This window comes from uncultured Cedecea sp. (assembly GCF_947498825.1).
Taxonomy (GTDB): domain Bacteria; phylum Pseudomonadota; class Gammaproteobacteria; order Enterobacterales; family Enterobacteriaceae; genus JGM124.
In genome coordinates this window covers 122230-146150 of the sequence record NZ_CANMLV010000007.1, presented here as the reverse complement: position 1 = coordinate 146150, position 23921 = coordinate 122230, and the positions used below count along the sequence as shown (strand labels likewise).

The 23921-nt window shown below is 47.5% G+C and carries 26 protein-coding genes; 15 read left to right on the top strand and 11 right to left on the bottom strand.

Annotated elements, in window-relative coordinates; all coding sequences use genetic code 11:
• Positions 1 to 99 precede the first annotated feature (99 nt).
• Positions 100 to 4005, top strand: a complete 3906-nt coding sequence (hrpA, locus tag Q1A40_RS10375; RefSeq protein WP_299999844.1) for an ATP-dependent RNA helicase HrpA — start codon at positions 100 to 102, stop codon at positions 4003 to 4005.
• A gap of 43 nt (positions 4006 to 4048) precedes the next feature.
• On the opposite strand, the gene Q1A40_RS10370 is transcribed toward hrpA, so the two are convergent.
• On the bottom strand, positions 4049 to 6346 hold the full coding sequence (locus Q1A40_RS10370) for an FdhF/YdeP family oxidoreductase (protein WP_299999843.1): 2298 nt from the start codon (positions 6344 to 6346) through the stop codon (positions 4049 to 4051).
• A gap of 94 nt (positions 6347 to 6440) precedes the next feature.
• On the opposite strand from Q1A40_RS10370, the gene Q1A40_RS10365 reads away from it, so the two are divergent.
• The 5 genes from Q1A40_RS10365 (at position 6441) to cybB (ending at position 10345) form a co-directional block, all read left to right on the top strand.
• A complete protein-coding gene (locus tag Q1A40_RS10365) occupies positions 6441 to 6980 on the top strand; it encodes a GNAT family N-acetyltransferase (protein ID WP_299999841.1) in 540 nt (179 codons plus the stop codon).
• An 89-nt stretch (positions 6981 to 7069) separates the two neighbouring features.
• Positions 7070 to 8719 carry an EAL domain-containing protein gene (locus Q1A40_RS10360; RefSeq protein WP_299999839.1) on the top strand — a complete coding sequence of 550 codons (1650 nt, stop codon included), beginning with the start codon at positions 7070 to 7072 and terminating at the stop codon, positions 8717 to 8719.
• Between the two features lie 184 nt (positions 8720 to 8903).
• The gene (locus tag Q1A40_RS10355) at positions 8904 to 9188 is read left to right on the top strand and encodes a VF530 family protein (RefSeq protein ID WP_299999837.1); all 285 of its coding nucleotides are present in this window, start codon (positions 8904 to 8906) and stop codon (positions 9186 to 9188) included.
• A gap of 2 nt (positions 9189 to 9190) precedes the next feature.
• Positions 9191 to 9643, top strand: coding sequence for a fosfomycin resistance glutathione transferase (gene fos, locus Q1A40_RS10350; protein WP_299999987.1), 453 nt, complete (start codon positions 9191 to 9193; stop codon positions 9641 to 9643).
• A 165-nt stretch (positions 9644 to 9808) separates the two neighbouring features.
• Positions 9809 to 10345, top strand: a complete 537-nt coding sequence (gene cybB / locus Q1A40_RS10345; protein ID WP_299999834.1) for a cytochrome b561 — start codon at positions 9809 to 9811, stop codon at positions 10343 to 10345.
• Positions 10346 to 10360: 15 nt separating this feature from the next.
• Here the strand turns inward: cybB and Q1A40_RS10340 are convergent, their stop codons facing one another.
• The 5 genes from Q1A40_RS10340 to Q1A40_RS10320 form a co-directional block, all read right to left on the bottom strand.
• The gene (locus Q1A40_RS10340; RefSeq protein ID WP_299999833.1) at positions 10361 to 11332 is read right to left on the bottom strand and encodes a GlxA family transcriptional regulator; all 972 of its coding nucleotides are present in this window, start codon (positions 11330 to 11332) and stop codon (positions 10361 to 10363) included.
• Between the two features lie 89 nt (positions 11333 to 11421).
• Positions 11422 to 12201, bottom strand: coding sequence for an MBL fold metallo-hydrolase (locus tag Q1A40_RS10335; protein ID WP_299999831.1), 780 nt, complete (start codon positions 12199 to 12201; stop codon positions 11422 to 11424).
• A 187-nt stretch (positions 12202 to 12388) separates the two neighbouring features.
• A complete protein-coding gene (locus Q1A40_RS10330; protein ID WP_299999829.1) occupies positions 12389 to 13372 on the bottom strand; it encodes an FUSC family protein in 984 nt (327 codons plus the stop codon).
• 189 nt (positions 13373 to 13561) lie between these two features.
• A complete protein-coding gene (locus Q1A40_RS10325) occupies positions 13562 to 13936 on the bottom strand; it encodes an NUDIX hydrolase (protein ID WP_299999827.1) in 375 nt (124 codons plus the stop codon).
• Entirely contained in the window at positions 13930 to 14523 is a 594-nt protein-coding gene (locus Q1A40_RS10320) for an NUDIX domain-containing protein (protein ID WP_299999825.1), read from the bottom strand. The genes Q1A40_RS10325 and Q1A40_RS10320 overlap by 7 nt, the downstream gene beginning before the upstream one ends.
• An 80-nt stretch (positions 14524 to 14603) precedes the next feature.
• On the opposite strand from Q1A40_RS10320, the gene Q1A40_RS10315 reads away from it, so the two are divergent.
• The gene (locus Q1A40_RS10315; RefSeq protein WP_299999823.1) at positions 14604 to 15359 is read left to right on the top strand and encodes a DeoR/GlpR family DNA-binding transcription regulator; all 756 of its coding nucleotides are present in this window, start codon (positions 14604 to 14606) and stop codon (positions 15357 to 15359) included.
• 67 nt (positions 15360 to 15426) lie between these two features.
• Here the strand turns inward: Q1A40_RS10315 and Q1A40_RS10310 are convergent, their stop codons facing one another.
• Positions 15427 to 15768 (bottom strand): DHCW motif cupin fold protein, encoded by a 342-nt coding sequence (locus tag Q1A40_RS10310; RefSeq protein ID WP_299999821.1) that lies wholly within the window; start codon positions 15766 to 15768, stop codon positions 15427 to 15429.
• 149 nt (positions 15769 to 15917) lie between these two features.
• Here Q1A40_RS10310 and Q1A40_RS10305 point away from each other — a divergent pair, with 149 nt between their 5' ends.
• Complete coding sequence (locus Q1A40_RS10305) at positions 15918 to 16664, top strand: DeoR/GlpR family DNA-binding transcription regulator (RefSeq protein ID WP_299999819.1); 747 nt, start codon at positions 15918 to 15920, stop codon at positions 16662 to 16664.
• 13 nt (positions 16665 to 16677) lie between these two features.
• Positions 16678 to 17754 carry an oxidoreductase gene (locus Q1A40_RS10300; RefSeq protein ID WP_299999985.1) on the top strand — a complete coding sequence of 359 codons (1077 nt, stop codon included), beginning with the start codon at positions 16678 to 16680 and terminating at the stop codon, positions 17752 to 17754.
• Positions 17755 to 17999: 245 nt separating this feature from the next.
• Here Q1A40_RS10300 and Q1A40_RS10295 read toward each other — a convergent pair whose 3' ends face one another.
• Positions 18000 to 18212, bottom strand: coding sequence for a KTSC domain-containing protein (locus tag Q1A40_RS10295; RefSeq protein ID WP_299999817.1), 213 nt, complete (start codon positions 18210 to 18212; stop codon positions 18000 to 18002).
• A gap of 355 nt (positions 18213 to 18567) precedes the next feature.
• Here Q1A40_RS10295 and Q1A40_RS10290 point away from each other — a divergent pair, with 355 nt between their 5' ends.
• From Q1A40_RS10290 to Q1A40_RS10270, 5 genes are all read left to right on the top strand, one after another.
• Entirely contained in the window at positions 18568 to 19035 is a 468-nt protein-coding gene (locus Q1A40_RS10290; RefSeq protein WP_299999816.1) for a hypothetical protein, read from the top strand.
• A 273-nt stretch (positions 19036 to 19308) separates the two neighbouring features.
• Positions 19309 to 19773, top strand: coding sequence for a hypothetical protein (locus tag Q1A40_RS10285; protein WP_299999815.1), 465 nt, complete (start codon positions 19309 to 19311; stop codon positions 19771 to 19773).
• 19 nt (positions 19774 to 19792) lie between these two features.
• Positions 19793 to 19951 carry a hypothetical protein gene (locus Q1A40_RS10280; protein ID WP_299999814.1) on the top strand — a complete coding sequence of 53 codons (159 nt, stop codon included), beginning with the start codon at positions 19793 to 19795 and terminating at the stop codon, positions 19949 to 19951.
• A gap of 404 nt (positions 19952 to 20355) precedes the next feature.
• Positions 20356 to 20631 carry a metal/formaldehyde-sensitive transcriptional repressor gene (locus Q1A40_RS10275; protein ID WP_259046715.1) on the top strand — a complete coding sequence of 92 codons (276 nt, stop codon included), beginning with the start codon at positions 20356 to 20358 and terminating at the stop codon, positions 20629 to 20631.
• Between the two features lie 27 nt (positions 20632 to 20658).
• Complete coding sequence (locus Q1A40_RS10270; protein ID WP_299999812.1) at positions 20659 to 21777, top strand: S-(hydroxymethyl)glutathione dehydrogenase/class III alcohol dehydrogenase; 1119 nt, start codon at positions 20659 to 20661, stop codon at positions 21775 to 21777.
• 51 nt (positions 21778 to 21828) lie between these two features.
• On the opposite strand, the gene Q1A40_RS10265 is transcribed toward Q1A40_RS10270, so the two are convergent.
• From Q1A40_RS10265 to Q1A40_RS10255, 3 genes are all read right to left on the bottom strand, one after another.
• Positions 21829 to 22098 carry a DUF2554 family protein gene (locus Q1A40_RS10265; protein WP_299999811.1) on the bottom strand — a complete coding sequence of 90 codons (270 nt, stop codon included), beginning with the start codon at positions 22096 to 22098 and terminating at the stop codon, positions 21829 to 21831.
• A gap of 124 nt (positions 22099 to 22222) precedes the next feature.
• Positions 22223 to 22546, bottom strand: a complete 324-nt coding sequence (locus tag Q1A40_RS10260) for an AzlD domain-containing protein (RefSeq protein ID WP_299999810.1) — start codon at positions 22544 to 22546, stop codon at positions 22223 to 22225.
• Complete coding sequence (locus Q1A40_RS10255; protein WP_299999809.1) at positions 22546 to 23208, bottom strand: AzlC family ABC transporter permease; 663 nt, start codon at positions 23206 to 23208, stop codon at positions 22546 to 22548. Before Q1A40_RS10255 ends, Q1A40_RS10260 begins: the two co-directional genes overlap by 1 nt.
• A gap of 102 nt (positions 23209 to 23310) precedes the next feature.
• Between Q1A40_RS10255 and Q1A40_RS10250 the strand changes: the two genes are divergently transcribed.
• Entirely contained in the window at positions 23311 to 23859 is a 549-nt protein-coding gene (locus tag Q1A40_RS10250) for a helix-turn-helix domain-containing protein (RefSeq protein WP_299999807.1), read from the top strand.
• Positions 23860 to 23921 lie beyond the last annotated feature (62 nt).

The following is a 23921-nucleotide window of genomic DNA, read 5'->3' as shown; positions in this document are numbered from 1 at the left end:
TTATTGAACAACACAGGGTGACAACAGATGTGATAAAATAGCGACTATCAAAATAAACAGATAAATACCTGCGTGTCCTGGAGCGTTTTAACGACAGCAATGATGGAAATAACTACACACTCTCTGTCTTCTCTTTTTGCCCGTCTTGACGGCTTAATGTTACGCGACAAACAACATTTTTCCCGCCGCCTGCACGGGGTGAAGAAAGTCAAAAACCCGCAATCACAGCAAAATTTACTGAATACCTTAGCCGGTGAAATCGGTCAGGCTGAAGATCGCATGCAGCGCCGTAAGCTTTCTTGCCCGGCAATCAGCTATCCGGAAAACTTGCCAGTCAGTCAAAAGAAAGACGATATTCTGACGGCCATCCGTGATAACCAGGTGGTGATTGTCGCCGGGGAGACCGGTTCCGGTAAAACCACTCAGTTACCAAAAATTTGTATGGAACTGGGACGGGGGGTTAAGGGCCTGATTGGCCATACTCAGCCCCGGAGACTGGCAGCCCGTACTGTCGCAAACCGTATTGCCGAAGAGCTGAACAGTGAACCCGGGAGTACCGTTGGCTATAAAGTGCGTTTTACCGACAGTGTCAGTGACAACACGCTGGTGAAGTTAATGACCGACGGGATCTTGCTGGCTGAAATTCAGCAAGACCGACTGCTGCTGCAGTACGACACGATTATTATCGATGAAGCTCACGAACGCAGTTTAAATATCGATTTCTTACTCGGCTATTTGCGGGAATTACTACCGAAACGCCCTGATTTAAAAGTTATTATTACGTCTGCGACTATCGATCCACAGCGTTTTTCGCGTCATTTTAATAATGCACCCATTATTGAAGTTTCCGGCCGAACCTACCCTGTAGAGGTACGTTATCGTCCGCTGGTGGAAGATAACGAGGATACCGACCGGGATCAGCTCCAGGCGATTTTTGACGCGGTGGATGAACTCGGTCGGGAAAGCCGCGGCGATATTCTGATTTTTATGAGCGGAGAACGTGAAATTCGTGATACCGCTGATGCACTGAATAAACTGGCCTTGCCTCATACTGAAATTTTACCGTTATATGCCCGCCTGTCGAACAGTGAGCAGAACCGCGTATTTCAGAGTCATGTCGGGCGGCGCATTGTGCTGGCAACAAACGTCGCGGAAACCTCACTGACAGTACCGGGTATTAAGTATGTGATTGATCCCGGAACAGCGCGTATCAGTCGCTACAGCTATCGAACTAAAGTTCAGCGCTTACCGATTGAGCCGGTTTCTCAGGCTTCAGCTAACCAGCGTAAAGGTCGTTGTGGACGTGTTTCGGAAGGGATCTGTATTCGTCTCTACAGTGAAGCAGATTTCCTCTCGCGTCCGGAATTTACCGATCCGGAAATATTACGTACCAACCTGGCCTCGGTTATCTTACAGATGACGGCGTTAGGACTCGGAGATATTCAGGCTTTCCCGTTTGTGGAAGCCCCTGATAAACGTAATATTCAAGACGGCGTCCGCCTGTTGGAGGAGCTGGGTGCTATCAGTATTGCAGAACAGCAAACGGCCTATAAACTGACCGCATCTGGCAAATTATTAGCCCAGTTACCGGTTGATCCTCGCCTTGCAAAAATGGTGCTGGAAGCGCAGAGATTTGGCTGTGTCCGGGAAGTGATGATTATCGTTTCAGCCTTGTCTATCCAGGACCCTCGCGAACGGCCGATGGACAAACAGCAAGCTTCGGCAGAAAAGCATCAGCGGTTTCAGGATAAAGAGTCTGACTTTTTAGCCTATGTGAATCTGTGGAATTATCTTGGTGAGCAGCAAAAAGTGTTGTCCGCTAATCAGTTTCGCCGTCAGTGTAAACAGGACTACCTCAACTATCTGCGGGTGCGTGAATGGCAGGATATTTATACCCAGCTGCGCCAGGTAGTCAAAGAACAGCGTTTGCCGATTAATAGCGAACCGGCGGATTTCCGCGGACTTCACTGTGCCTTACTGACCGGATTACTCTCTCATATTGGCCAGAAAGATACTGATAAACAAGAGTATACCGGGGCACGTAACGCCCGTTTCTCTATTTTTCCCGGCTCCGGATTGTTTAAGAAACCGCCCAAGTGGACTATTGTCGCTGAACTAGTAGAAACCAGTCGTTTGTGGGGACGTATTGCTGCCCGTATCGATCCCGAATGGATAGAACCCCTTGCACAGCATTTGATTAAGCGCAGCTACAGTGAGCCTCACTGGGAAAAAGCCCAGGGCGCGGTCATGGCGACTGAAAAGGTCACGCTTTATGGTCTGGCGATTGTTACCGCACGTAAAGTAAATTACAGCCAGATCGATCCGACGCTGAGCCGTGAACTGTTTATTCGCCACGCGCTAGTGGAGGGCGACTGGCAGACCCGCCATGCCTTTTTACGGGATAACTTAAAACTGCGTGCTGAAGTCGAAGCGCTGGAACATAAATCACGCCGCCGCGATATTTTGGTGGATGATGAAACCTTGTTTGAGTTTTACGATAAGCGTATTGCCCAGGAAGTAGTGTCAGCGGCGCACTTTGACAGCTGGTGGAAAAAGGCCCGTCACACTGCACCGGACTTGCTCAATTTTGAAAAGAGCATGCTGATTAAGCAGGGAGCTGAACAGGTCAGTAAACTGGACTATCCGAACGTCTGGGTTCAGGAACCGCTAAAACTTCGCCTCAGCTATCAATTTGAACCCGGTGCCGATGCCGATGGCGTGACCGTTCATATCCCGTTGCCTGTCCTGAACCAAGTTGAGGAAAGTGCGTTTGAATGGCAAATCCCGGGCGTGAGGCGTGAGCTGATTATTGCGTTAATAAAATCACTGCCAAAACCGATACGTCGTGGTCTGGTGCCAGCGCCAAACTATGCTGAGGCTTTCTTAAGTCGGGCAACCCCCTTTGCCTTACCTCTGCTCGAAAGCCTGGAGCGTGAATTCCGCCGCATGACCGGCACCACCATTGACCGGGAATCCTGGCGCTGGGATATGGTACCCGATCATCTTAAAATCACTTTCCGGGTGGTGGATGAACACCATAAGAAACTCGCGGAAGGCAAAAATCTTGCTGAGTTGAAAGCCTCCCTGAAAGATAAGATTCAGCATACCTTATCGGCAGTCGCTGATGATGGCATTGAGCAGTCCGGGCTGCATATCTGGAGTTTCGGCCAGTTGCCAGAGAGCTACGAGCAAAAACGGGGCGGCTATCGCATGAAAGCCTTCCCGGCGCTGGTGGATGAAAAAGACAGCGTGGCGATTAAACTCTTTGATAATCCGCTCGAACAACAACAGGCGATGTGGCAGGGGCTGCGGCGTTTACTGTTACTGAATATCCCTTCGCCGGTGAAATATCTGCATGAAAAATTGCCGAATAAAGCCAAGCTGGGGCTCTATTTTAACCCTTATGGCAAAGTGCTGGATCTGATTGATGACTGTATTGCCTGTGGCGTCGATAAGCTGATAGCCGAAGCTGGTGGTCCGGTCTGGAGTGAAGAGGGCTTTGCGCAACTTCATGAAAAAGTCAGGGCTGAATTAAATGACACTGTCGTGGAGATTGCGAAGCAAGTTGAGCAAGTGCTGACCTGCGTATTCAATATCAATAAACGCCTGAAAGGACGCGTTGATATGACCATGGCTCTGGGGCTGTCGGATGTAAAAGCGCAAATGGCCGGGCTGGTGTACCGCGGTTTTGTGACCCGTAATGGTTTCCGTCATCTTGGTGATACTTTGCGTTACTTACAGGCTATCGAAAAACGGCTGGAAAAAATGGCTATCGATCCGCATCGTGACAGGGCGCAGATGCTGAAAGTGGAAAATGTGCAGAAAGCCTGGCAGCAGTGGCTGAATAAAGTGCCGGCTTCGCGCCGGGAGCAGGATGATGTCACCGAGATCCGCTGGATGATTGAGGAACTGAGGGTCAGTTATTTCGCTCAGCAACTGGGTACGCCTTATCCGATATCCGATAAGCGTATTTTACAGGCGATGGAACAGGCAGGCTGTGAATAACGGTTAACCGCATCCCGCCAGGTTATCCTGGCGGGATGGCCAGTCAGGCGATCCGTTGCTTATCGACCGCCTCACTGAGTGTCAGTATCACCGGAACGGATTTTGAGGCCGGTGTTCCGGTCTCTTTTCCAATATTATTCAGAGGAACTAAGGGATTGGCTTCCGGATAATAGGCGGCCAGATTCCCGCGCGGAATATTGTAAGCAACCAGCTTAAATCGATTCACTTTACGACGAATATTGTCGTTCCATACCGTCTCAATATCCACATAATCCCCGTCACTGAATCCCAGCTGTTGAATATCATCCGGATGAATAAATAATACTTCTCGTTGTCCGTAGACCCCGCGATAGCGGTCATCAAGACCATAAATGGTGGTGTTATACTGATCGTGCGAGCGCAGGGTTTGCAAAGTGAATATCTCGCGATCGTGACCTTGATGTAAATCGGGCAGGGCAGCGCTACTGAATTCAGCTTTACCGCTGGGGGTGTTAAAACGTCGCTCTGCTGCCGCATTACCCAGGTAAAATCCGCCCGGAATTTCACAGCGCTGATTAAAGTCAGCGAATCCCGGGATAGTGGCCGCTATGTGATCGCGGATGAGATTATAGTCATCGGCGAGAGCTAACCAGTTAAGGTATTTATCACCTAAAACGGCATTCGCGATACCTGCGACGATCGCCGTTTCGGAGCGTTGCGTCTTGGCTAGAGGTTTGCCCACGCCTTCAGAGGCATGCACCATACTGAAGGAGTCCTCCACGGTGATAAACTGCCGACCGCTAGCCTGAATGTCTTCTTCTGTGCGACCCAGGGTTGGCAGAATCAGCGACGCTTTACCCGGAACTAAGTGGCTCCGATTAAGCTTGGTACTGATATGTACCGTCAGGCCACAGTGTTGTAGTGCCTGTTCACTTCGCGGGCTGTCTGGTGCCGCGGCGGCCAGATTTCCGCCCAAGGCAATAAAGACCTTCACCTTGTCAGCGAGCATGGCTTCCAGAGCGGCGACAGCATGATAGCCGGGCGTTCTGGAAGGGGTAAAGTTAAAGTGTCGGGCCAGACTATCAAGCAGGGCCGCGGGGGCTTTTTCATCAATCCCCATAGTGCGGTTACCTTGCACATTACTGTGACCTCTCACCGGGCAAATCCCGGCACCCGGGCGACCAAGATGCCCACCCAATAGCTGTAGATTAGTGATTTCACGCACGGTATGCAGCGCATGCTGGTGCTGAGTGATCCCCATAGCCCATGTGACAATCACCGCTTTGGCGTGTTGCCAGATTTTTGCGGCATCCCGTAGATGTTGTTCACTCAGACCCGACTGTTGAGTAATGACTGACCATGGCGTGTCGTCTATCACGGCAAACCATGCCTCCATTCCCTGGGTATGCTGTTCAATAAACGCGAGATCAAAGATACCCGGTTGACCTTCGGCAAGCAGTCCACGTTGGGTTTCCAGTAACGCTTTTGCCATGCCGCGTACTGCGGCCATATCCCCCCCGAGATTGGGCTGATAGTAGTTGGTACTGATGGTGCCAGATAGCGGGGTAATCACTTCCAGAGGTTTTTGCGGGTCAGCAAAACGCTCCAGACCACGTTCATGTAAGGTATTAAAGGTAACTACTTTTGCGCCATTTTCAGCGGCATGACGCAAACTATGGAGCATACGAGGGTGATTGGTTCCTGGATTCTGTCCAAAAACAAACACCGCATCGGTTTTCTCAAAATCACTGAGGCTGATTGTGCCTTTTCCGACCCCAAGACTGAGTTTTAATCCACTTCCACTGGCTTCATGACACAAATTTGAACAGTCGGGAAAATGACTGGTTCCGACCATACGTCCAAATAGCTGGTAAAGGTAGGAAGCCTCATTACTGGCGCGGCCGGAAGTGTAGAGTGCCAGATCTTCAGGCGTATCCATCTCGGCAATATGTTGCGCAATTAACTTGTATGCATCATCCCAGTCAATCGCTTCATAGCGATCGGTCTGAGGGTTATAGGACAGTGGTTCAGTCAGACGGCCCTGATATTCTAAAAAATAGTCACTTTGCTGATAGAGTGTGCTGACAGTATGGTGGGCAAAGAAATCAGCGCCAATCGAACGGCGGGTGGCTTCCCAGGAGACAGCCTTAGCACCGTTTTCACAGAAGCTAAAGGTGCTTTTATTGTCATCGCCCCAGGCACATCCCGGACAGTCAAAGCCTTTGGCTTTGTTCATACGCATAAGGTTGCGCATATTTTTCAGTGCATGCTTGCTGTCAAAAACAAAACGCGTGGTCGATTCTAAGGACCCCCAGCCACCTGCAGCCGCTTCATAAGGTTTTATTTCTGGTTTGAATTTCATACTGAAGCTTCCTGTCTTATTATCAGCCATATACAATCACGTAACATCTGTAAATCCAGTTTACTGCAAATCAATAACAAAAGAGGAGTAAAGCGTGCTTAATTTGCGCAACAGCATGCGGGCTGATATACCCGCACTTCAGGCGCTGGAGGCAGCGGCCGCGCAACGCTTTCTTGCTATTCCTGAACTGGCTATGCTCGCAAGTGACGGTGTCACAGATACGCAAGCTCACATCATCAGTATGACGCAGAATCTCGCCTGGCTGGTTGAAGATGCAGACGGAGTCATCCTGGGTTTTTGTTACGCTCAACGTCTTTCTGCCAGTCTGTATCTGGCAGAAATATCCTCGCATCCAACCGCACGGGGTCTGGGAGTGGGCCGCATGCTGGTAACGCATGTTCGTAAGATGGCGGCTGAGTATGGGATGCCTGGTGTAACGCTAACGACTTACACCGATATTCCCTGGAATGGGCCCTGGTATCAACAGCAAGGATTTACAGTCCTGAACCCTTTATCACTGAGTGATGAATTAATGAGTATCGTGCGTCAGCAGGAAGCATTAGCGTTATTGCCACGTTGTGTGATGGAAGCCGCTTCGCTGGTAGAGGATAATTTTCCGGGAAACAAAAGATAATTACCCGTAAAAACTCGTCATAGCGAGCAGGCGTAAAATACGTTAAATTACTTTCCTTGCTATTATTTTTGACACCCTATGTAGGTCTGATGAGCACTGAAAATTTAACAGATATTGCCTATCGCCATTTTATCGAAAGCGTTAAAGATTACGCTATTTATATGCTGAATGTTGATGGTTGTGTGGCGACGTGGAACGAAGGTGCACGTCGGGCAAAAGGTTATATACGTGATGAAGTGGTCGGGAAATATTACGGCCTTTTTTATAGCGAATCGGAACAGATTAGCGAACTTCCTGCTCGTAACTTGGAAATTGCTGCAAAAAATGGCAAGTTTGAAGGTGAAGGCTGGCGTTTCCGTAAGGATGGCAGGCGTTTCTGGGCCCATGTGGTCATTGATGCTATCTATGATGACAATAATAAACTATTAGGTTTTGCAAAAATTACCCGGGATATTAGTGAGCAAAAAGAAGTTATCGATAAAATTTCCTGGATGGCGCGTTTTGATACCTTGACCGGGCTGCCAAATCGGGTTGAGTTTTTTACCTTTGTAGAAAAAATTTTTCTCGAGTCGGATTACAGCCGGGTCGCTATCTGTACTGTTGATCTCGATAAATTTAAAGAAATTAACGACAGTGAAGGGCATCTGGTTGGCGATCAGCTTCTGCAGCGTGTTTCTACCTCAGTACAAAAAATACTGGTTGCAGATGAAATTGTTGCTCGCTTTGGTGGCGATGAGTTTGTTGCAGCTAAGCCTTATAACCATGAAAGTGAGCTGATTGATTTCACCGACAGACTCTACAGCTGTTTTAGTGGTAAACAGTCCTTTGCCCATACGGAAATCAATGTTAACGCCAGTATTGGGGTGGCCATTTATCCTGATGATGCGACTGAAATTAATAAACTGATCAGTAATTCTGATCTTGCGATGTACCGTGCCAAAGAGAATCTGGAAACCAAGGTTTGCTGGTATGAGAAAGATATGGATGAAAAAACGCGTCAGCGTAATATGCTGGCTGCGGATATTCGCCGGGGAATTAAAGAAGGCGAGTTTTTTATTCATTACCAGGCAAAACGTGCGATGAAAGATAAGTCCATTACCGGATACGAGGCATTATTGCGCTGGAATCATCCGACGAAAGGAATTATCCCGCCAGATGAATTTATTCCTATTGCCGAGGAGAGCGGGGCAATTGTTCCTCTGGGGTACTGGATTATCGAAGCGGTCTGTAAAGAGTCGCTGGCCAATAAACTTGATAAAAAAATCTCTATTAATATTTCACCGGTTCAGCTGCGTAACAGAAACTTTATTGATAAAGTTCGTGATATTTTAATGCGTACTGACTGGCCGATGACCTTGCTGGAATTTGAAGTCACGGAAACGGCGTTTATTATTAATAAAAAACTGACCTTTAATATTCTTCATCAGTTTCAGAAAATGGGGATCAGTATCGCGCTGGACGATTTTGGCACCGGATATTCATCCCTGAGCACTTTGCGTGAATTTCAGTTCGACGTAATTAAACTTGACCGCAGTTTTTTGACCAATGTCGAACATAATCAGCAGGCACGATCTTTTGTGCGGGCGATTATTTCCCTGGGTAACTCGATTAATACCCCGCTGATTGCTGAAGGGGTTGAAACCAGTGAACAGCTACGCATCCTGGAAGAAGAAGGCTGTACTGAAATTCAGGGTTTTCTGTTTGGGCAGCCGGTTGATATAGAAAATATTCATCGCTGAATATGCTACATGGCAGGCTCCAGAACGGGAACCTGCCATTTCAGCTTACACGACGCTCCTCATCCACCTGTTCTTCGCTTCATCCTGTTCGGGCAAATCATCCCCAATGTTAACAACACGAGTTGCATAATGTTTTTAGCCTCAGTAATGTGTGAAAAATTTATCACAAAATCCAGGGTTAAAGATGTCAACTGAGCATGCCAGAGATCCCTTACACGGGGTAACGCTTGAGGCTTTACTCAATCAGCTTGTCGACAATTATGGCTGGGAGCGGCTGGCGAAAGAAGTGAAAATTAACTGCTTTAAAAGCGATCCTAGTATTAAGTCGAGCCTGAAATTCTTACGGCGGACGCCTTGGGCACGTACTGAAGTGGAGACACTTTATCTCAATATGCTGGAGGAGAAACAAGAACGCACCTCTGGTGGAGATGACAGCCCCTGGGCTAACTGGCAGAAAAAAGGACGTTAATGATGCTGACAGGTCTGAATCATCTGACACTCGCGGTCAGCTCGCTGGAGCGCAGTCTGGCATTTTATCAGCAATATCTGGGAATGCAGTGTCATGCGTCCTGGGAAACGGGGGCGTATCTCTCTTGCGGCGGGCTCTGGCTATGCCTCTCTTATGATAACCAGGCGGGATCCAGGCGGCATGACTATACCCACTATGCGTTTAGCATTAATGAGGCGAATTTTAGCCATATGGTCAGTCGGCTAAAAGCGGCAGGTGTGGTGTGCTGGAAAGATAATCGCAGCGAAGGCAAGTCATTCTATTTTCTTGATCCGGATAACCATCAGTTAGAGCTGCATGTCGGAACTCTGGAATCCAGGCTGGCAGCCTGTCGTGAAAAACCGTATTACCAGATGGTTTTTTACTCTGATAGTGATGCGGCTAATGACGATAATCTGGTCGTAACAGGTTTTTGATTGACTCTGTAGTACGATAAAAATAAAAACACCCCGAAAGTCGAGATGCTTGTTGCCGGTACGACAAATGACCACATGTGACGGTACTGCAAAATAATACAGATCTGTTTGAGCGCCGATATTCGTCGGTATGAGCAATGTTGATATTTATCCCAAAGGCTGATTATGCGTAGTAAATACACCACATTACAAATCTCACTGCACTGGCTGGTATTCATTCTGGTGGTTATCGCTTATTGCGCGATGGAATTACGGGGCTTTGCGCCGCGCAGTTATCGCCCACTGATCAATAGCCTGCATTTTTTCTGCGGTATCTCCGTTCTGGTATTAATGGTTACCCGTTTACTGGTCAGAGTGGTTTATCGTGCGCCGGCGATAGTGCCGAAACCCCATCCCGCAATGATTGGTTTATCCCATTTGGCCCATACGTTAATTTATTTGCTCTTTATCTGCCTTCCCGTTCTTGGATTTCTGGCGCTTTATAATCGCGGAAGTGAATGGCAAATTTTTGGTATAGCCATGCCCTTTAGTGCTGTACCTGACGAGGATTTTGAATATAGCCTGAAATCGTGGCATGAATTACTGGCAAATACCGGGTATTTTTTAGTCGCGATCCATGCAGCGGGCGCTTTATTCCACCACTACTTTATCAAAGACAATACGCTGATCAGGATGATGCCCGGTAAAGGTAAACGTCAATAATGGCGAACCACCGTTCTATGAACGGTGGTTCGCAGGTACCGGGCCACGAAACCTTCGCCGCCATTCGCTGGGGCTGACATGATATTTTGCCTTAAAACTCTGACGAAAAGAGACCGGCGACTGAAACCCGGCCATACCAGAGATGACCTCAATGCTGTGATCCGCGGTTTCCAGTAGTTCCTGACTACGCTGAAGGCGTTCAGCATTGAGCCAGCCACCCAGTGAAATACCGGTTGCATTGAGAAAATGACGGGTTAGCGTACGACGGCTCATGCTCACGAACTTGGCCAGCGAATCGAGATCGTGCTGTTTTTCCAGGTTACGACGCAGATACTCCATCAGTTCATTCATTTTCCCATCCCGTGTTGAGACGGGGACCGGACGTGCAATAAACTGTGCCTGATCGCCTTCCCGATAAGGAGAAACCACCATTCTTCTGGCTACCCGATTTGCCACCGCCGAACCGCAGCGTTCACGAATAATATTCAGGCAACAATCAATCCCGGCCGCGGTGCCAGCAGAAGTGATCAGGCGTTCATCGCTGATATACAGTGCATTATTGTTCAGATGCACCAGGGGAAAGCGTTCAGTGAAATCCTGTTCGAATTCCCAGTGGGTAGTGGCATGATGCCCTTGCAGTAACCCCGCATAAGCCAGAACATATGTCCCCAGACAAAGACCGACCACCGTGGCTCCTCGCTGCCAGCAACTGACCAGCTTATCCAGCAGAATCTGCGAGGGTTTTTCGGCTGGATTATGCCAGTAGGGCACAATGACAATATCTGCGGTATCAAGTTGCTCCAGACCCAGCTCGACATTCACCGACAGGCCAAGGCTGGTATCCACAACACCCGGTTGCTCAGCACAAATCTTCAGGAAGAATAAATCTTGCTGCGGCATTGCCGTTCCGAACAGAATACAGGGTACGGATAAATGAAACGGACTGAATCCGTCTGTCGCGATTACGGCAACGGTCAGTGCAGACATAGAATTCACCTTACATGTTTAGGTTGTCAGAGAATATCAGCTGGTTTGCCTGAAAGGCACCTCTCCGGACAGTCAAAGTGCAAATGCTTTCACAAAAACAGGCTTTCACCATCAGCCGGGATCAGGACTCTGTCCTCAATCCCCTTTTCCAGCGTGAACTCACGTAATTCTGCCCGTGTCAGCAGGCAGTGATTAATGGCTTCCATATGTGAGGTGACGATAGTCGCTGCTGGCAATATCTGAAGAGTCCGCAATGTGTCCTCTTTACCCATAATAATCGGGCCATAGAGGTCGTTGACCGCATTGCCGGTATTCAGCACCACAATTTCCGGCTGAAAACGTTGCAGACTCCTGACATAAGGTTTAACCCAAACAGTATCGCCGGCGATATAAAGCGTTTTTTCATCAGGATGGACAAATACCAGCCCGCAGGCATCCCCCAGTAAATTACCCAACACAGGATCAGCGTAAAGGTCGTTACTGCCATGCTGGCCGTCGGTTTTATAAATTGTCAGGCCATCAATAAAGCGATTCTTATCCTCCAGTACCCGGACGTTCACAAAGCCCTGAGCCTTTACCAGCGCGGCATCCTGCTCGTTTTGCGTATAAATCATCATCTCTTTGGGGATCAACTGTTGAGCTGCTTCATCCCAGTGGTCGGTGTGAGTATGGGTCAGAATAACGGCATCCACAGTGAGTAACTCTGCAACGGTAACCGGCAAGTCCACCATGGGATTACGCAGATGGGGGCGTGCATTTCCCACAAAGCCTGGCCAGGCTTCTTTTTCTGCCAGCATAGGGTCTATCAGAAATCGTTTACCTGCGTATTCCAGCGTCAGTGTTGCATTGCGAATTTGTGTTAATTTCATTGAAAGCTCCAGTGATAAACCTGTATCTCGTCACCGCCACCCGGCTATCAGATCCGGGTGACGATGCATGATCACTGTAACGGTAGAAAGAGGGAGAGAGTGACAGGCTCGCAGGACAATTGTCGATGAAATCAGGCCAACCATCAGAGGCCTGATTTTACCGAATGCTTCAGAGCAGGATATGGCCTCAGGATTTGGCCGTGGCCTCTTCTGGTCGTAATTTACTTAACACAATACTGGCTACAATGGCGATACAACCCCCAATGAAGGTTTCATAAACCCGCGAAAACGGCAGTAAATAGGTGGGGTCATGCAGAAATTCGGTCTGTTCCAGCAACAACAGCACAAATACGGTAATCGCAAAGGTTTTGGCGGTATAGTTCATCTTTAAAAAACTCGGTAGCAAAAAAACCACCACGCCGAGGATAAAGAAATACAGATAAATATGGGTAAAACTGATCAGATTAAAAAGCGCAATAATAAATAAGGCACCCAGCAGACTACCGGCAAATCTGAAGCAGGTGGTCTTTAAGATATTCAGCTCCTTTGGTCTTAATAACACAATAAAGGTGAGCGGTGCCCAGTAAGCACGATACAGGCCGAGATAGTCAGGCAGTGCCAGACTTGAGAACAGGAATGCACTATAGATTAAAGCACGTAGCAGAATGTTTTTTTCACCGGTATAGGTTTGTCTGGCAAAAAGCCCATTTCTGAAGGCATTATTATCAAAGTGTTTGTGCTTAAGTAAGGCCAGACAGAAGAGGCTGATGGTGATACCGGTGATATAGGCCAGCGGTAGTTCAATCTTCACTGCGGGTAGCGTAGTGCCAAGGCTTGAGAAAATAATCAAAAAAGGGATCGTACGGTCGATATACAGGTCTTTGTTATAGGCAACATAGTAGAAACATGAGACACAGAACAGGTAAACGTAAAATCCAACCGACAGCTTCAGCAGAAAACCTGTTCCCGCCCCCGCCAGTACCAGCAAAAGCAAAAACCAGATATAGACTACATTGCCTTCTTCTGGCTTGGCTTCATAGATGATATGCGTAAAGAGTACGGTAATAACCCCAAATACTGCGCCAATGACACCAAAAGCACTAAAGCAAACAAGGCTGTTCAGTAAAGCGATGAAAAAAAACACACCATTATTTCGAAAGCTAACCTGCATTATCCCTCCCGTAACCTAACGTTTATTATCGTGTTATTACCTTAGTATAAGACTGACAGCAATAGTGGGTTTATTTTTTAGCTTAATGTCACCATGTGACAGCAAGAGCGGGGAAGGATAATACAGAAGAGATAATGTTTATCGCGGCGCGGCTGACCGCGATAAAAATAGTCTTCCTAGTATGAAAAATTACTGCCGGGAAGTGGTTTCACTTTCCACAGGGATATCATCAAGGTGGGTATAAATAGCCAGACCCAGTGCTTTACCAACACGGACATCATTATCTGCTCCCTGTGAAGCCCCCGGAATACGCAATATTGCCTGACAGCTGTGAATCAGTCGATGCGCAACCGGATAGAGATAGTTTTCACTGATGGCATCGCCAATTTCTTGCGATCCGGCGGCGCGGGCAATGGGTAATGCCAGCCATTCTCCGACTACAGGGATATGGCCTTTGTGGTAGATTGCCAACGCAATACGTTCAAACTCTTGCAGATTTGCGTGGATTAACGCCTGGTTTCCGTTGGTGCCGCTGCGTACCGGGCCGGCAATAAGAATTAACATACTGTCTTTCCCTCAGAAGATAATTTTAATGTCAGATATTGAAGTAACATGATGGTTTTGCCATCCATGATTTCTCCGCTGGCAATGGCCGACATCGCACGTTCCAGCGGCCACTCTAAGACTTCGATATCTTCACCTTCCTCAGTCAGTCCACCTCCTGCATTGTGGCGATCCCTTTCGCCGTATTCGGCGATAAAAAAGTACAGTTTTTCGGTGACTGAACCGGGGCTCATATAGGCTTCCATGACTTTTTCCACCCGGTTTACCCGATAGCCGGTTTCTTCTTCAGCTTCTGCAACGATGCGTGCTTCGGGAGAGGCGTTATCAAGCAAGCCTGCTGCGGCCTCAATCAGAAAACCGTTATGACCATTGATAAATGCCGGTAAGCGGAACTGTCGTGTCAGAACCACCGTACGTTTCTGGCGGTTATAAAGCAGGATCACCGCGCCATTACCTCTGTCATAGGCCTCACGCTGTTGCTCCTGCCACTGGCCATCGCTACGCTGAAGCTCAAAGGTATATTTTTTCAGGATGTACCAATTATCGGATAACAATTGTTCACGAATATTGCGGATTTTCGGCTGCATAACATTCCCTCGGAGGATGACACGGCAGACCTTATCATGCATAATCGTGCATTATCAAGAGCAATCAAGAATGAGGTTTTATGCTTTCCAGTCAACGAAAACAGCAGATTCTGGCGCTGCTTGCCCGTGATAATCAGGTGATGTCCAGTGAATTAAGTGTGCAGTTTGCTGTCTCTGAAGACTCGATACGACGTGATTTACGTGAGTTGGCGGCTGAGGGGTTATTACAGCGGGTATATGGCGGTGCTTTACCGGTTTCTGCCGCTATTGCACCTTTCGAAACACGTAAGAACGTGCAAATAAGTTCCAAGCAACGCATTGCCCGAACAGCAGTGCAGCTTATTCAGCCGGGTCAGGTGGTGATTATTGATGGCGGCACGACCACGACTGAAATGGTGAAATTACTTCCCCAGAATCTGCCTTTTACTGCCATTACTCATAGTCCAAGTATTGCTCTTGCACTGGTGGATTTTCCCTTGGTAGAGGTAATTATGCTGGGTGGACAACTGTACCGTCATTCACTGGTCTCTGTTGGCTCGGCGGTACTGGAGTCGATTGCACGCATCAATGCGGACCTGTTCTTTATGGGGGTGACCGGTGTGCATAAAACAGCAGGCCTGACGACAGGCAACTATGAAGAAGCGGGTGTAAAACGGGCGCTGGCGGCCCGCGCTGCTGAAACGATTGTGATGGTTTCACAGGAGAAATTAAATTCTGCCTCTGCTTTTGTGATTGGCGAGCTGACGCTCGCCAGTTCGTTTATCTTTGATGGTGAGCCGGATAAGACCATGCGCCAGGTTTTAGAACAAAAGCAGATAACCCTGATAACCAGTTAAAGAACCGGTTATTTCAGACCGAATCCACGTGCTTGCACCGTTTCACGTAACTGTCATCTTTCAGGCGTCAGTCAACAATAAAGAGTCTGGCGCCGGTTTTTGTGCTGGACTGGTGGGGTTCGGCATTATCTCCAACCTGATAACTCATCCCTGGCGTTAAAAGGAATTTTCGGCCATCTTCGAGCGCTGTTTCCAGCTCACCTTCCAGACAGAAAAGAACATGTCCTTTCTGGCACCAGTGATCGGCAAGGTAGCCTGGCGTATATTCAACCATCCGCACCCGAACCTGATTTGGTTTCTCACCAAAAAACTGGGTTCGCCAGTAAGCCATGCCCGTTTCACCTGCATGCTCCGTTTTTTCTATTTCATTCCAGTTAGTGGTACCAAACGCAAATGCATCAAGTTTCATTTTGCCGTTCCCGAATTAGTCATCTCGTTCACGCTCAGATTGGCGCGTTATCACGTTATACATAAATGATTAATTCCACAACATAGCGTTAACCTGTTTATTGCAGTATTATGCTGCTTATTGCGGTATTTTGCGGTTAAGAGGTTCTGATGCATAAAACAGCCCGGCAGAAATTTCTGATGGAACTGCTCATGAAAGAGGGCCAGGCAAGCATCAATGCTCTGGTCGAAAAATTACAGGTTTCAGCAGACACCGTGCGTCGGGATTTGGCTGAACTTGAAAAAAAAGGTCTTGCTCAGAAAAACCATGGCGGTGCCGTTGCGCTTAACCTCTCGGCAATGAGTCGTACCGAGCGAAGTGTACTTATTCCGAATATCAAACTCAGGATTGCACGGTTAGTGGTAGAGAAACTTCCCAGGGGGGCAACGCTTTTCCTCGATGCCGGTAGTACATTGTCAGGTATTGCTACACTGTTAAAAGGGCCAATGACAGTGATCACATCTTCACTGGATATTGCACACCACCTCAGTGATAAACCCGAAATAGAGCTGATTCTGCTCGGGGGGAAATGGGATGCGCAGCAGCGTCTTTTTTCTGGAAGTGCAACCTTAATGCTGCTGGAGAAGTACCGAGCGGATATTGCCATACTTGGTGCCTGTGCTCTGCATGCCCGTTTGGGGCTGACCGCAGGGCAAGAGAGTGACGCCGAGGTTAAACGGGCCATGCTGGCAGCGAGTAACGAACACTGGCTGGTGGCCGATCATATGAAATTGAATCGCTGTGAACCTTATCAGGTTGCATCTTTATCAGAAATACATCAGTTATTCCTGAACACGCCCTGGAGTGAGTTTGACGGTAGTGACTCGACAAAAGTACATATAACCGATCCCCTATAGTCCGGAGAGAATGATGAGTATAACGAAAGATATTAACGTCGCCTTAATTGGTTACGGATTTGTTGGCAAGACATTCCACGCCCCGTTAATCCGTTCTGTACCCGGATTAAAACTCAGCGTCATTTCATCCAGCAGCCAAGATAAAGTGCACCAGGATCTGCCGGATGTCAGAGTGGTGGCTACGCCTGAAATGGCGATAAACGATCCTGATATTGAATTAATTGTTATTGCTTCTCCCAACGAGACCCATGCGCCGTTAGCAAAAATGGCGCTGAATGCGGGTAAACATGTTGTTGTCGATAAACCTTTTACACTGAATCTTCACGAGGCGAGAGAATTGGCAGCTCTGGCTGAAGAGAAAAAATTACTGTTATCTGTATTTCAAAACCGGCGCTGGGACTCCGATTATTTAGGTGTTAAACAGGTGATTGAGTCGGGTGTCCTCGGTGAAATTAAACATTTTGAATCCCATATTGACCGCTTCCGCCCAGAGGTTCGTGACCGCTGGAGAGAGCATAATATACCGGGAAGTGGATTATGGTTTGATATCGGGCCCCATATCATTGATCAGGCCTTACAGCTTTTTGGGCTGCCAGATAACGTTTACGGTAATATCGCCGTTCTGCGTAAAGGGGCTCAGATCAATGACTGGGCGCATGTCATTCTTAATTATCCGCAGCATAAGGTTATCCTGCATACCAGTATGCTGGCTGCAGGAGGCGTGATGCGTTTTACTGTTCATGGCGATAAAGGCAGTGTGATTAAGAGAAATGCGGATCAGCAGGAAAGTCAGCTACTCGCGGGTATTGTACCCGGCTCTGAAACTTGGGGAACTGATAACGATGACTTAGTGTTATTTGATGGTCAGCAGCAGTCCACCACGATAACGTCTCCTGAGGGCGATCAGCGTCAGTACTATATTCAAACGCGGGATGCTATCAACGGCAAGGGCGCTAACCCCGTTTCACCGGTTCAGGCGATTGCCGTCATGGCTGTGCTTGAAGCTGCCGCTCGCTCATCGGGATCCGGACAGCTTCAGTCAGTTGAACTCAGTCAGTCAGAGACTGAGAGCTATTATCAGTCCCGTTAGTCCGTGTGAATTGAATATTAAAACGGTGGCACAGAGCTGCATTTTTGCTCTGTGCCACCCATCCGGATGGCAAAAGCGTTATCGCCTTGGGCGTTTGGCTGCGAGATTTTATACAAGATTGCCGAAGACGAACGACTTAAGGCGGCAATCCAGACTCTTAGTGAGAAAGGATGGGACAGTTTGATACTTGCTATAGTCAAATCGCTAAGCATAAAAATGACAGGGTTAATCTCTCGTACTGACTGTTAACCTATTTTTCGACACAGATACTTATTTTTAATCACACCGTCAAAAAAGCGACCTTTAGAAACGACGCTCAAGAAGGTTTCATAGGTCTGTGAGGGAACGTTGACATACTGATAGATGCCAAGTTCAAAAAATTCTATTTCAAGAACCTTCGTTTCTTTGTTGTAACCAATTGATTTTATTCTTGATGATTTAACTTCATTACGTCGCATATTTAACTTGAATCCCCACTCGGCGTTTAACTTGATGGATAACCTTATCCGTCACAATAACCCACATATCGCAGCATGCCTAATATCATACCGTCTTGTTTACTAAGTGTATTTAACATATAGCGTCAATAAAATCTTCATCACTTGAGAATACATCATCAAAGCCCCTCGCTGTCATAGTTCATTCTTACCTTATGACTTATTGAAGAAAACCGACGTTGCCGCTATCGCTCAGTCCGCTCTGTGGTCAGAGGTCAGGCACGATAATCAATCTCACACTGATATTTATGGTTGTTTTTTGATCAGTAATGTATCTTATATCCAGAAACATTGTGTTACTTACAGGGAGGGGGGCGTGAAAAAAAGATTACTGATTGCTGCCGGACTGATGGTACTGGTTGGATTCGATGGTAAATCTCAGGTATTAAAACCTCTGCCATCTCAAGACTCTCCGTCAATTGCAGAAATGATGGAGACAGGTAAAAAAACAACAGCCTCTGAGTGTAAAAAAGGTGAGGGGACGTTTTACTGTGAATTTCTTACGGATTCTCTGAGAGAACCCGGGAAGTGGCACCATACGACATTAACGCTGTACAAGGGAGGAGAGGCTGAGATGGTGATTGATGGAAACTGCTACAACTTGGACAGGGTTGAGAATCATACTTCTGCAAAACAGGAAACCATCACATTCTTTATGAAGAGGGATAACTCAAACAGAGGAGAAATAAAAACAATTCACTCTGATGAAGGTAAGGTGTTGAGTTTTATCGCTTATTATGATTGCGATAAACCTTATACCCAGGGGGCTGTTAAACTCAATTAACCTTGTTTGAGGGGCTAACAATCATACAGAGAGACAGAAATACAAGATAACAGGGGTCTCCCTTAATCACCGCCTGGACCCGGTCGGATAGTCAGAGTGCCGCGTCAGTTGCTGGTCATCGTACTGCCTATCAGCAGTACGGTGATGAACTTTTATATCTCAAAACCAGATATTGATATGACATTATGTTAAATAACTTAAGTTAAATTTCACGTTTTTTTGTAACAATCCCCTGTTAGCATGGAAATATAATGTTACATGTAAGGGTGGAATGTGAAAAAAATACTACTGATTGTCGCGGGCACGATGTTGCTTACAGGCTGTAATGAGAGATCTCAAGTGACGACTATCCCGTCTAAAAACTTATTCACTATTGCTGAAATGATTTCCGAAGGTAAGGAAAATATAACCTCTGAATGTAATAAGAGAGAGTTCGCGCTTAACTGCGAATTCCTTACGCCAGATCTCACTAACCAAGGGCGATGGCATCACACAAAGCTGGTTCTGTATAAGGGCAGGGAAGCTGAGATGGTTATCGATGGCAAAGCATTTAACTTAGCCAATGCGGATACCAGTGCATCAGCAGAGCAAGAAGCCACTATCTTTTCTATGAATAATGTAGATGGTGGTAGAGGTGTGATAAAAATAGTCCGCTCTGATGAAGGTAAATTGCTGAGTTTCAATGTCTATAACTATGATAATAAAAAGTTTGCTGCAAGTAGTATCAAACTGAAATAGCGCTTAAAAGGCATCTGAGGTGCAGCTCAATATCTTTTCACTTACCCAGTCTTCAGATGCCATTTTGTTTGCCGTTGTTCGGGAAGGCATCATTGCTGAAGCGATCATCGCTCTGGAAAGTGAGCGATCATTGACCGTTTTTTGTTCTGGGATGAAAATCAGTAAATCCGGGTTGTAGTGGAATATTCAATACCACCCAATCTGCAAATGAACATGGCAACCATATGGTGTCCTGCCAGTGACCCTGATACTGTCACAGAAACACTATGTATATCTTCAGATGCATATGATTCGCCTTGATTAAAACGGATATCCGGCTTATCGGTGCCAAGCCTGCCTGCCTGCCTGCCTGCCTGCCTGCCTGGAATTCTTGCCATTGAGGAATGCTATAGCTAATCAGATAGTTTCTTACTGCCTCAGCCGCTTTTTCGTAGGTGATTTCATCATCTTTCAATGAACGTTAAGACGGCGATGATCTGATATTCAGTGAATTGTTAACTTAATGATTTTAAATATATCTTATATTTTACATTAAGATATGATTTTTGTTACTATACCCCCCTATAGTATGCAGAGGCGGCTATGCCACATTCGGAAAAAGATAAAAAACGTATTCTGACGCGGGTCAGGCGCATTCGTGGTCAGGCTGAGGCGTTAGAACGTGCTCTTGAAAAAGGAGACTCCTGCATTGAGATTTTGCAGCAAATAGCCGCGGTTCGCGGGGCTGCAAATGGTTTGATGGGGGAGATGATGGCAATTCATCTGAAAGACGAGCTTGTTACCGGGGAAACCACGGAGCAGCAGCGGGCTTTACGGATGGCCGAAGTCGATAATCTTATTCGTTCTTACCTTAAATAGAACCACACTAACAAACGGACAATATTAATGAAATCACGTGCTGCTGTGGCCTTTGGGCCAGGAAAACCCCTGGAAATTGTTGAGCTTGATGTCGCACCTCCGCAGGCGGGAGAGGTGTTAGTTAAAATTACCCATACTGGCGTTTGTCATACCGATGCCTTCACTTTGTCTGGCGATGACCCTGAAGGGGTGTTTCCTGCGGTCTTAGGTCATGAAGGCGGCGGTATTGTGGTGGAAGTGGGTGAGGGCGTGACCAGTCTGAAACCGGGTGACCATGTTATCCCTCTTTATACGGCTGAATGTCGCGAGTGTAAATTCTGTAAGTCGGGCAAAACTAACCTCTGTCAGGCGGTTCGCGCGACCCAAGGGAAAGGATTAATGCCGGACGGTACCACGCGTTTTTCCTATAACGGAGAGCCTATTTACCACTATATGGGAACCAGTACGTTCAGTGAATATACCGTAGTGGCAGAGATTTCACTGGCAAAAGTAAACCCTGAGGCGCCATTAGATAAAGTATGTTTGTTAGGCTGTGGTGTCACGACCGGGATCGGTGCGGTTCATAACACGGCTAAAGTAAAACCCGGCGATACCGTTGCCGTCTTTGGGCTCGGAGGCATTGGCCTGGCGGTTATTCAAGGGGCGGTTCAGGCGAAAGCCGGACGCATTATTGCCGTTGATACGAATCCGGAAAAATTCACCCTGGCGCGTGAAATGGGTGCAACGGATTGTATTAATCCGCTCGACAGTAGCAAACCTGTCCAGGATGTTATTGTTGAATTAACCGATGGTGGCGTTGACTTTAGCTTTGAATGTATCGGTAATGTCAATGTGATGCGTGCGGCGTTGGAATGTTGTCATAAAGGCTGGGGCGAAAGCGTGATTATCGGTGTTGCTGGTGCCGGGCAAGAGATTAAAACACGTCCATTCCAGTTGGTTACAGGCCGCGTCTGGCGTGGTTCTGCTTTCGGTGGGGTTAAGGGGCGTACTCAGTTACCCGGAATGGTTGAAGATGCGATGGCAGGGAAAATTAATCTTGACCCGTTTATTACTCATCGTTTACCGCTGGAACAGATTAATGACGCGTTTGATCTGATGCATAAAGGTAAATCAATTCGTACTGTTATTCACTTCGGCGATAAGTAAGCTATATTGTCCCCCCAATCGTTGGGGGGATTTCTTGTCGGAAGCCGAATTTCAGGGAAGGAAATTTCTTTCAAAGCCATGTAAATACTTACGGTGACGCTCACGATATTCTTCTGCGGCATTGAGCGTGGAGACGCGTAGTTCCTCGCTATCACCATTATGGCGTAACAGCGAGTCGGCATTCTGCACATAGAAAAATTTATGTCCCGGTGTACCCGCCATCGTCTGGCCAGAAAAAAGTACGCACAAAATAACCAGTAATGCAGTGATATAGCGAATTTTTATCATACTGACAGGCTTGCTGGAAAATGGTGTTGCCAATTTAACGAGTCTCTCCCCCGCACACTAGCAAGTGCGTCAAAAGTGCTGAAAAGTTTCGTCAACATTGTGAAAAAATACCGCTGAAAGTATTGCTATATAAACGGTGTTATTTCCTCAACAGTCCTTATGGCACGCCGAGAAAACGCAACATTGCTGTTACTGTGGCTGCGGCTAAAATCACGATAATCAAGGGCACTTTGCGCCAGGCAAGAAAAACAGCAATGGCGACACCCGCGACGCGAGCCATACCTGCAAAATGCTCAGCTTCAAAAAAAGTGGTCGCGAGCGCAACGGAAAAGAGTAGTGTTGTCGCTGCGTCATTAAGCATATTTCCGGCACGTTCAGAAAGCACCAGACGGCTGCCCAGTTTTGCGCCAGTAAAACGCATCAAATACGTTCCTGCAGCCAGCAGGGCAAGTGCGGCAAGAATAGTAAAGGTTCCAGACATTATTTCTTCCTCGCCAGTAAACCCAGCATAGAGAGCAGAACTGGCAAACCAACAGGGGCAAATGGCGTGGCAATCAGAGAGATAATCGCGCCAGCAGAGGCACGAATTCGGGTGGTGCGATGCTTAAATGCCGGGATCACTAAGGCCAGTAAAATAGCAGGAAAAACAGCATCTAATCCGAGCAGTTCAGGTGAAGGCACCAAACTGCCCAGGGTGGCACCGACTAACGTTCCGGCAGGCCAGATAATTGCCACACCGAGTCCGCATAACCAGTAAGCAGCCTGTCGCTTTTCTGGCGAGCTTTGAGCCAGGCCAAACACAACACTTTCATCATTCATAATATGGCAACCCAGTAAGCGGGTTGCCCGGTTACCCACCAGTTCGCGAACGGCTACGCCAAACGGAATATGACGTGCATTGACCAGCAACCCGGCCATGGCCGCCGCAAAAGGATTACCGCCGCTGGCAATAATACCGATAAACATAAATTCAGAAGCCCCCGCTAGCACGATAAAAGAGGCCAGAACCGGTAACCAAAGAGGGAAACCATAAACCATAGCGAGAGAGCCATAAGAAACACCGACAATACCAACGGCAACACACACCAGGAAAATGGCTTTTTTAGTCTCACCGTCAAGAGCGGATAGGTGGGTACGTAGCACGATTATTTTCCATAACGAACAAATGTATCGTTATAATGAACAGAATCGGAGATTAGATCAAGCGAACGAATCGTTCGTTTTAATGAACGACAGGTGAAACGTATGACACAGCCAATAGAAATTATCGCCAGGGGTCTGATACGTGAACGAAACCGGGCAGGATTATCACTGGGAGAACTCGCCCGGCGTGCAAATATAGCCAAATCAACCTTGTCTCAGCTTGAAACAGGAAAAGGGAATCCAGGACTGGAAACACTTTGGGCCTTATGTGTGGCCCTGAATATCCCTTTTGCTACCTTACTGGAACCTCAGCCGGTACAGATGCAGGTGATCCGCCGGGGAGACGGGATAAAAGTGACAGCAGGCCAGGCAAATTATGATGCGATTTTACTGGCGACCTGTCCTCCTGGAGCCCGGCGTGATATTTATTCACTTCAGTCTGAACCGGGTGCTGCCCGGTGCTCAGAACCTCATCCTCCTGGCTCGGTGGAACATATTATTATCACCCGTGGGCGCGCGTTAGTCGGGCTTACTGAAATGCCGGAAGAGCTCAATATGGGAGACTATATTTGTTATCCTGCCGACAGACCGCATATTTTTAAGGCGTTAGAGCCGGGAACGCTGGCGGTGATGATCGTGGAGCAGAACTGACTTATGGCAGACGCCACACAGCATGTGTGGCGTGAGACTGATGACAAAGCTAAAGTGATATC

Coding starts and splice junctions, on each gene's coding strand:
- hrpA (WP_299999844.1), top strand. CDS start 100: ATGATGGAAATAACTACACACTCTCTGTCTTCTCTTTTTGCCCGTCTT.
- Q1A40_RS10370 (WP_299999843.1), bottom strand. CDS start 6,346: ATGAAATTCAAACCAGAAATAAAACCTTATGAAGCGGCTGCAGGTGGC.
- Q1A40_RS10360 (WP_299999839.1), top strand. CDS start 7,070: ATGAGCACTGAAAATTTAACAGATATTGCCTATCGCCATTTTATCGAA.
- Q1A40_RS10355 (WP_299999837.1), top strand. CDS start 8,904: ATGTCAACTGAGCATGCCAGAGATCCCTTACACGGGGTAACGCTTGAG.
- fos (WP_299999987.1), top strand. CDS start 9,191: ATGCTGACAGGTCTGAATCATCTGACACTCGCGGTCAGCTCGCTGGAG.
- cybB (WP_299999834.1), top strand. CDS start 9,809: ATGCGTAGTAAATACACCACATTACAAATCTCACTGCACTGGCTGGTA.
- Q1A40_RS10340 (WP_299999833.1), bottom strand. CDS start 11,332: ATGTCTGCACTGACCGTTGCCGTAATCGCGACAGACGGATTCAGTCCG.
- Q1A40_RS10335 (WP_299999831.1), bottom strand. CDS start 12,201: ATGAAATTAACACAAATTCGCAATGCAACACTGACGCTGGAATACGCA.
- Q1A40_RS10330 (WP_299999829.1), bottom strand. CDS start 13,372: ATGCAGGTTAGCTTTCGAAATAATGGTGTGTTTTTTTTCATCGCTTTA.
- Q1A40_RS10325 (WP_299999827.1), bottom strand. CDS start 13,936: ATGTTAATTCTTATTGCCGGCCCGGTACGCAGCGGCACCAACGGAAAC.
- Q1A40_RS10320 (WP_299999825.1), bottom strand. CDS start 14,523: ATGCAGCCGAAAATCCGCAATATTCGTGAACAATTGTTATCCGATAAT.
- Q1A40_RS10315 (WP_299999823.1), top strand. CDS start 14,604: ATGCTTTCCAGTCAACGAAAACAGCAGATTCTGGCGCTGCTTGCCCGT.
- Q1A40_RS10310 (WP_299999821.1), bottom strand. CDS start 15,768: ATGAAACTTGATGCATTTGCGTTTGGTACCACTAACTGGAATGAAATA.
- Q1A40_RS10305 (WP_299999819.1), top strand. CDS start 15,918: ATGCATAAAACAGCCCGGCAGAAATTTCTGATGGAACTGCTCATGAAA.
- Q1A40_RS10300 (WP_299999985.1), top strand. CDS start 16,678: ATGAGTATAACGAAAGATATTAACGTCGCCTTAATTGGTTACGGATTT.
- Q1A40_RS10295 (WP_299999817.1), bottom strand. CDS start 18,212: ATGCGACGTAATGAAGTTAAATCATCAAGAATAAAATCAATTGGTTAC.
- Q1A40_RS10275 (WP_259046715.1), top strand. CDS start 20,356: ATGCCACATTCGGAAAAAGATAAAAAACGTATTCTGACGCGGGTCAGG.
- Q1A40_RS10270 (WP_299999812.1), top strand. CDS start 20,659: ATGAAATCACGTGCTGCTGTGGCCTTTGGGCCAGGAAAACCCCTGGAA.
- Q1A40_RS10260 (WP_299999810.1), bottom strand. CDS start 22,546: ATGTCTGGAACCTTTACTATTCTTGCCGCACTTGCCCTGCTGGCTGCA.
- Q1A40_RS10250 (WP_299999807.1), top strand. CDS start 23,311: ATGACACAGCCAATAGAAATTATCGCCAGGGGTCTGATACGTGAACGA.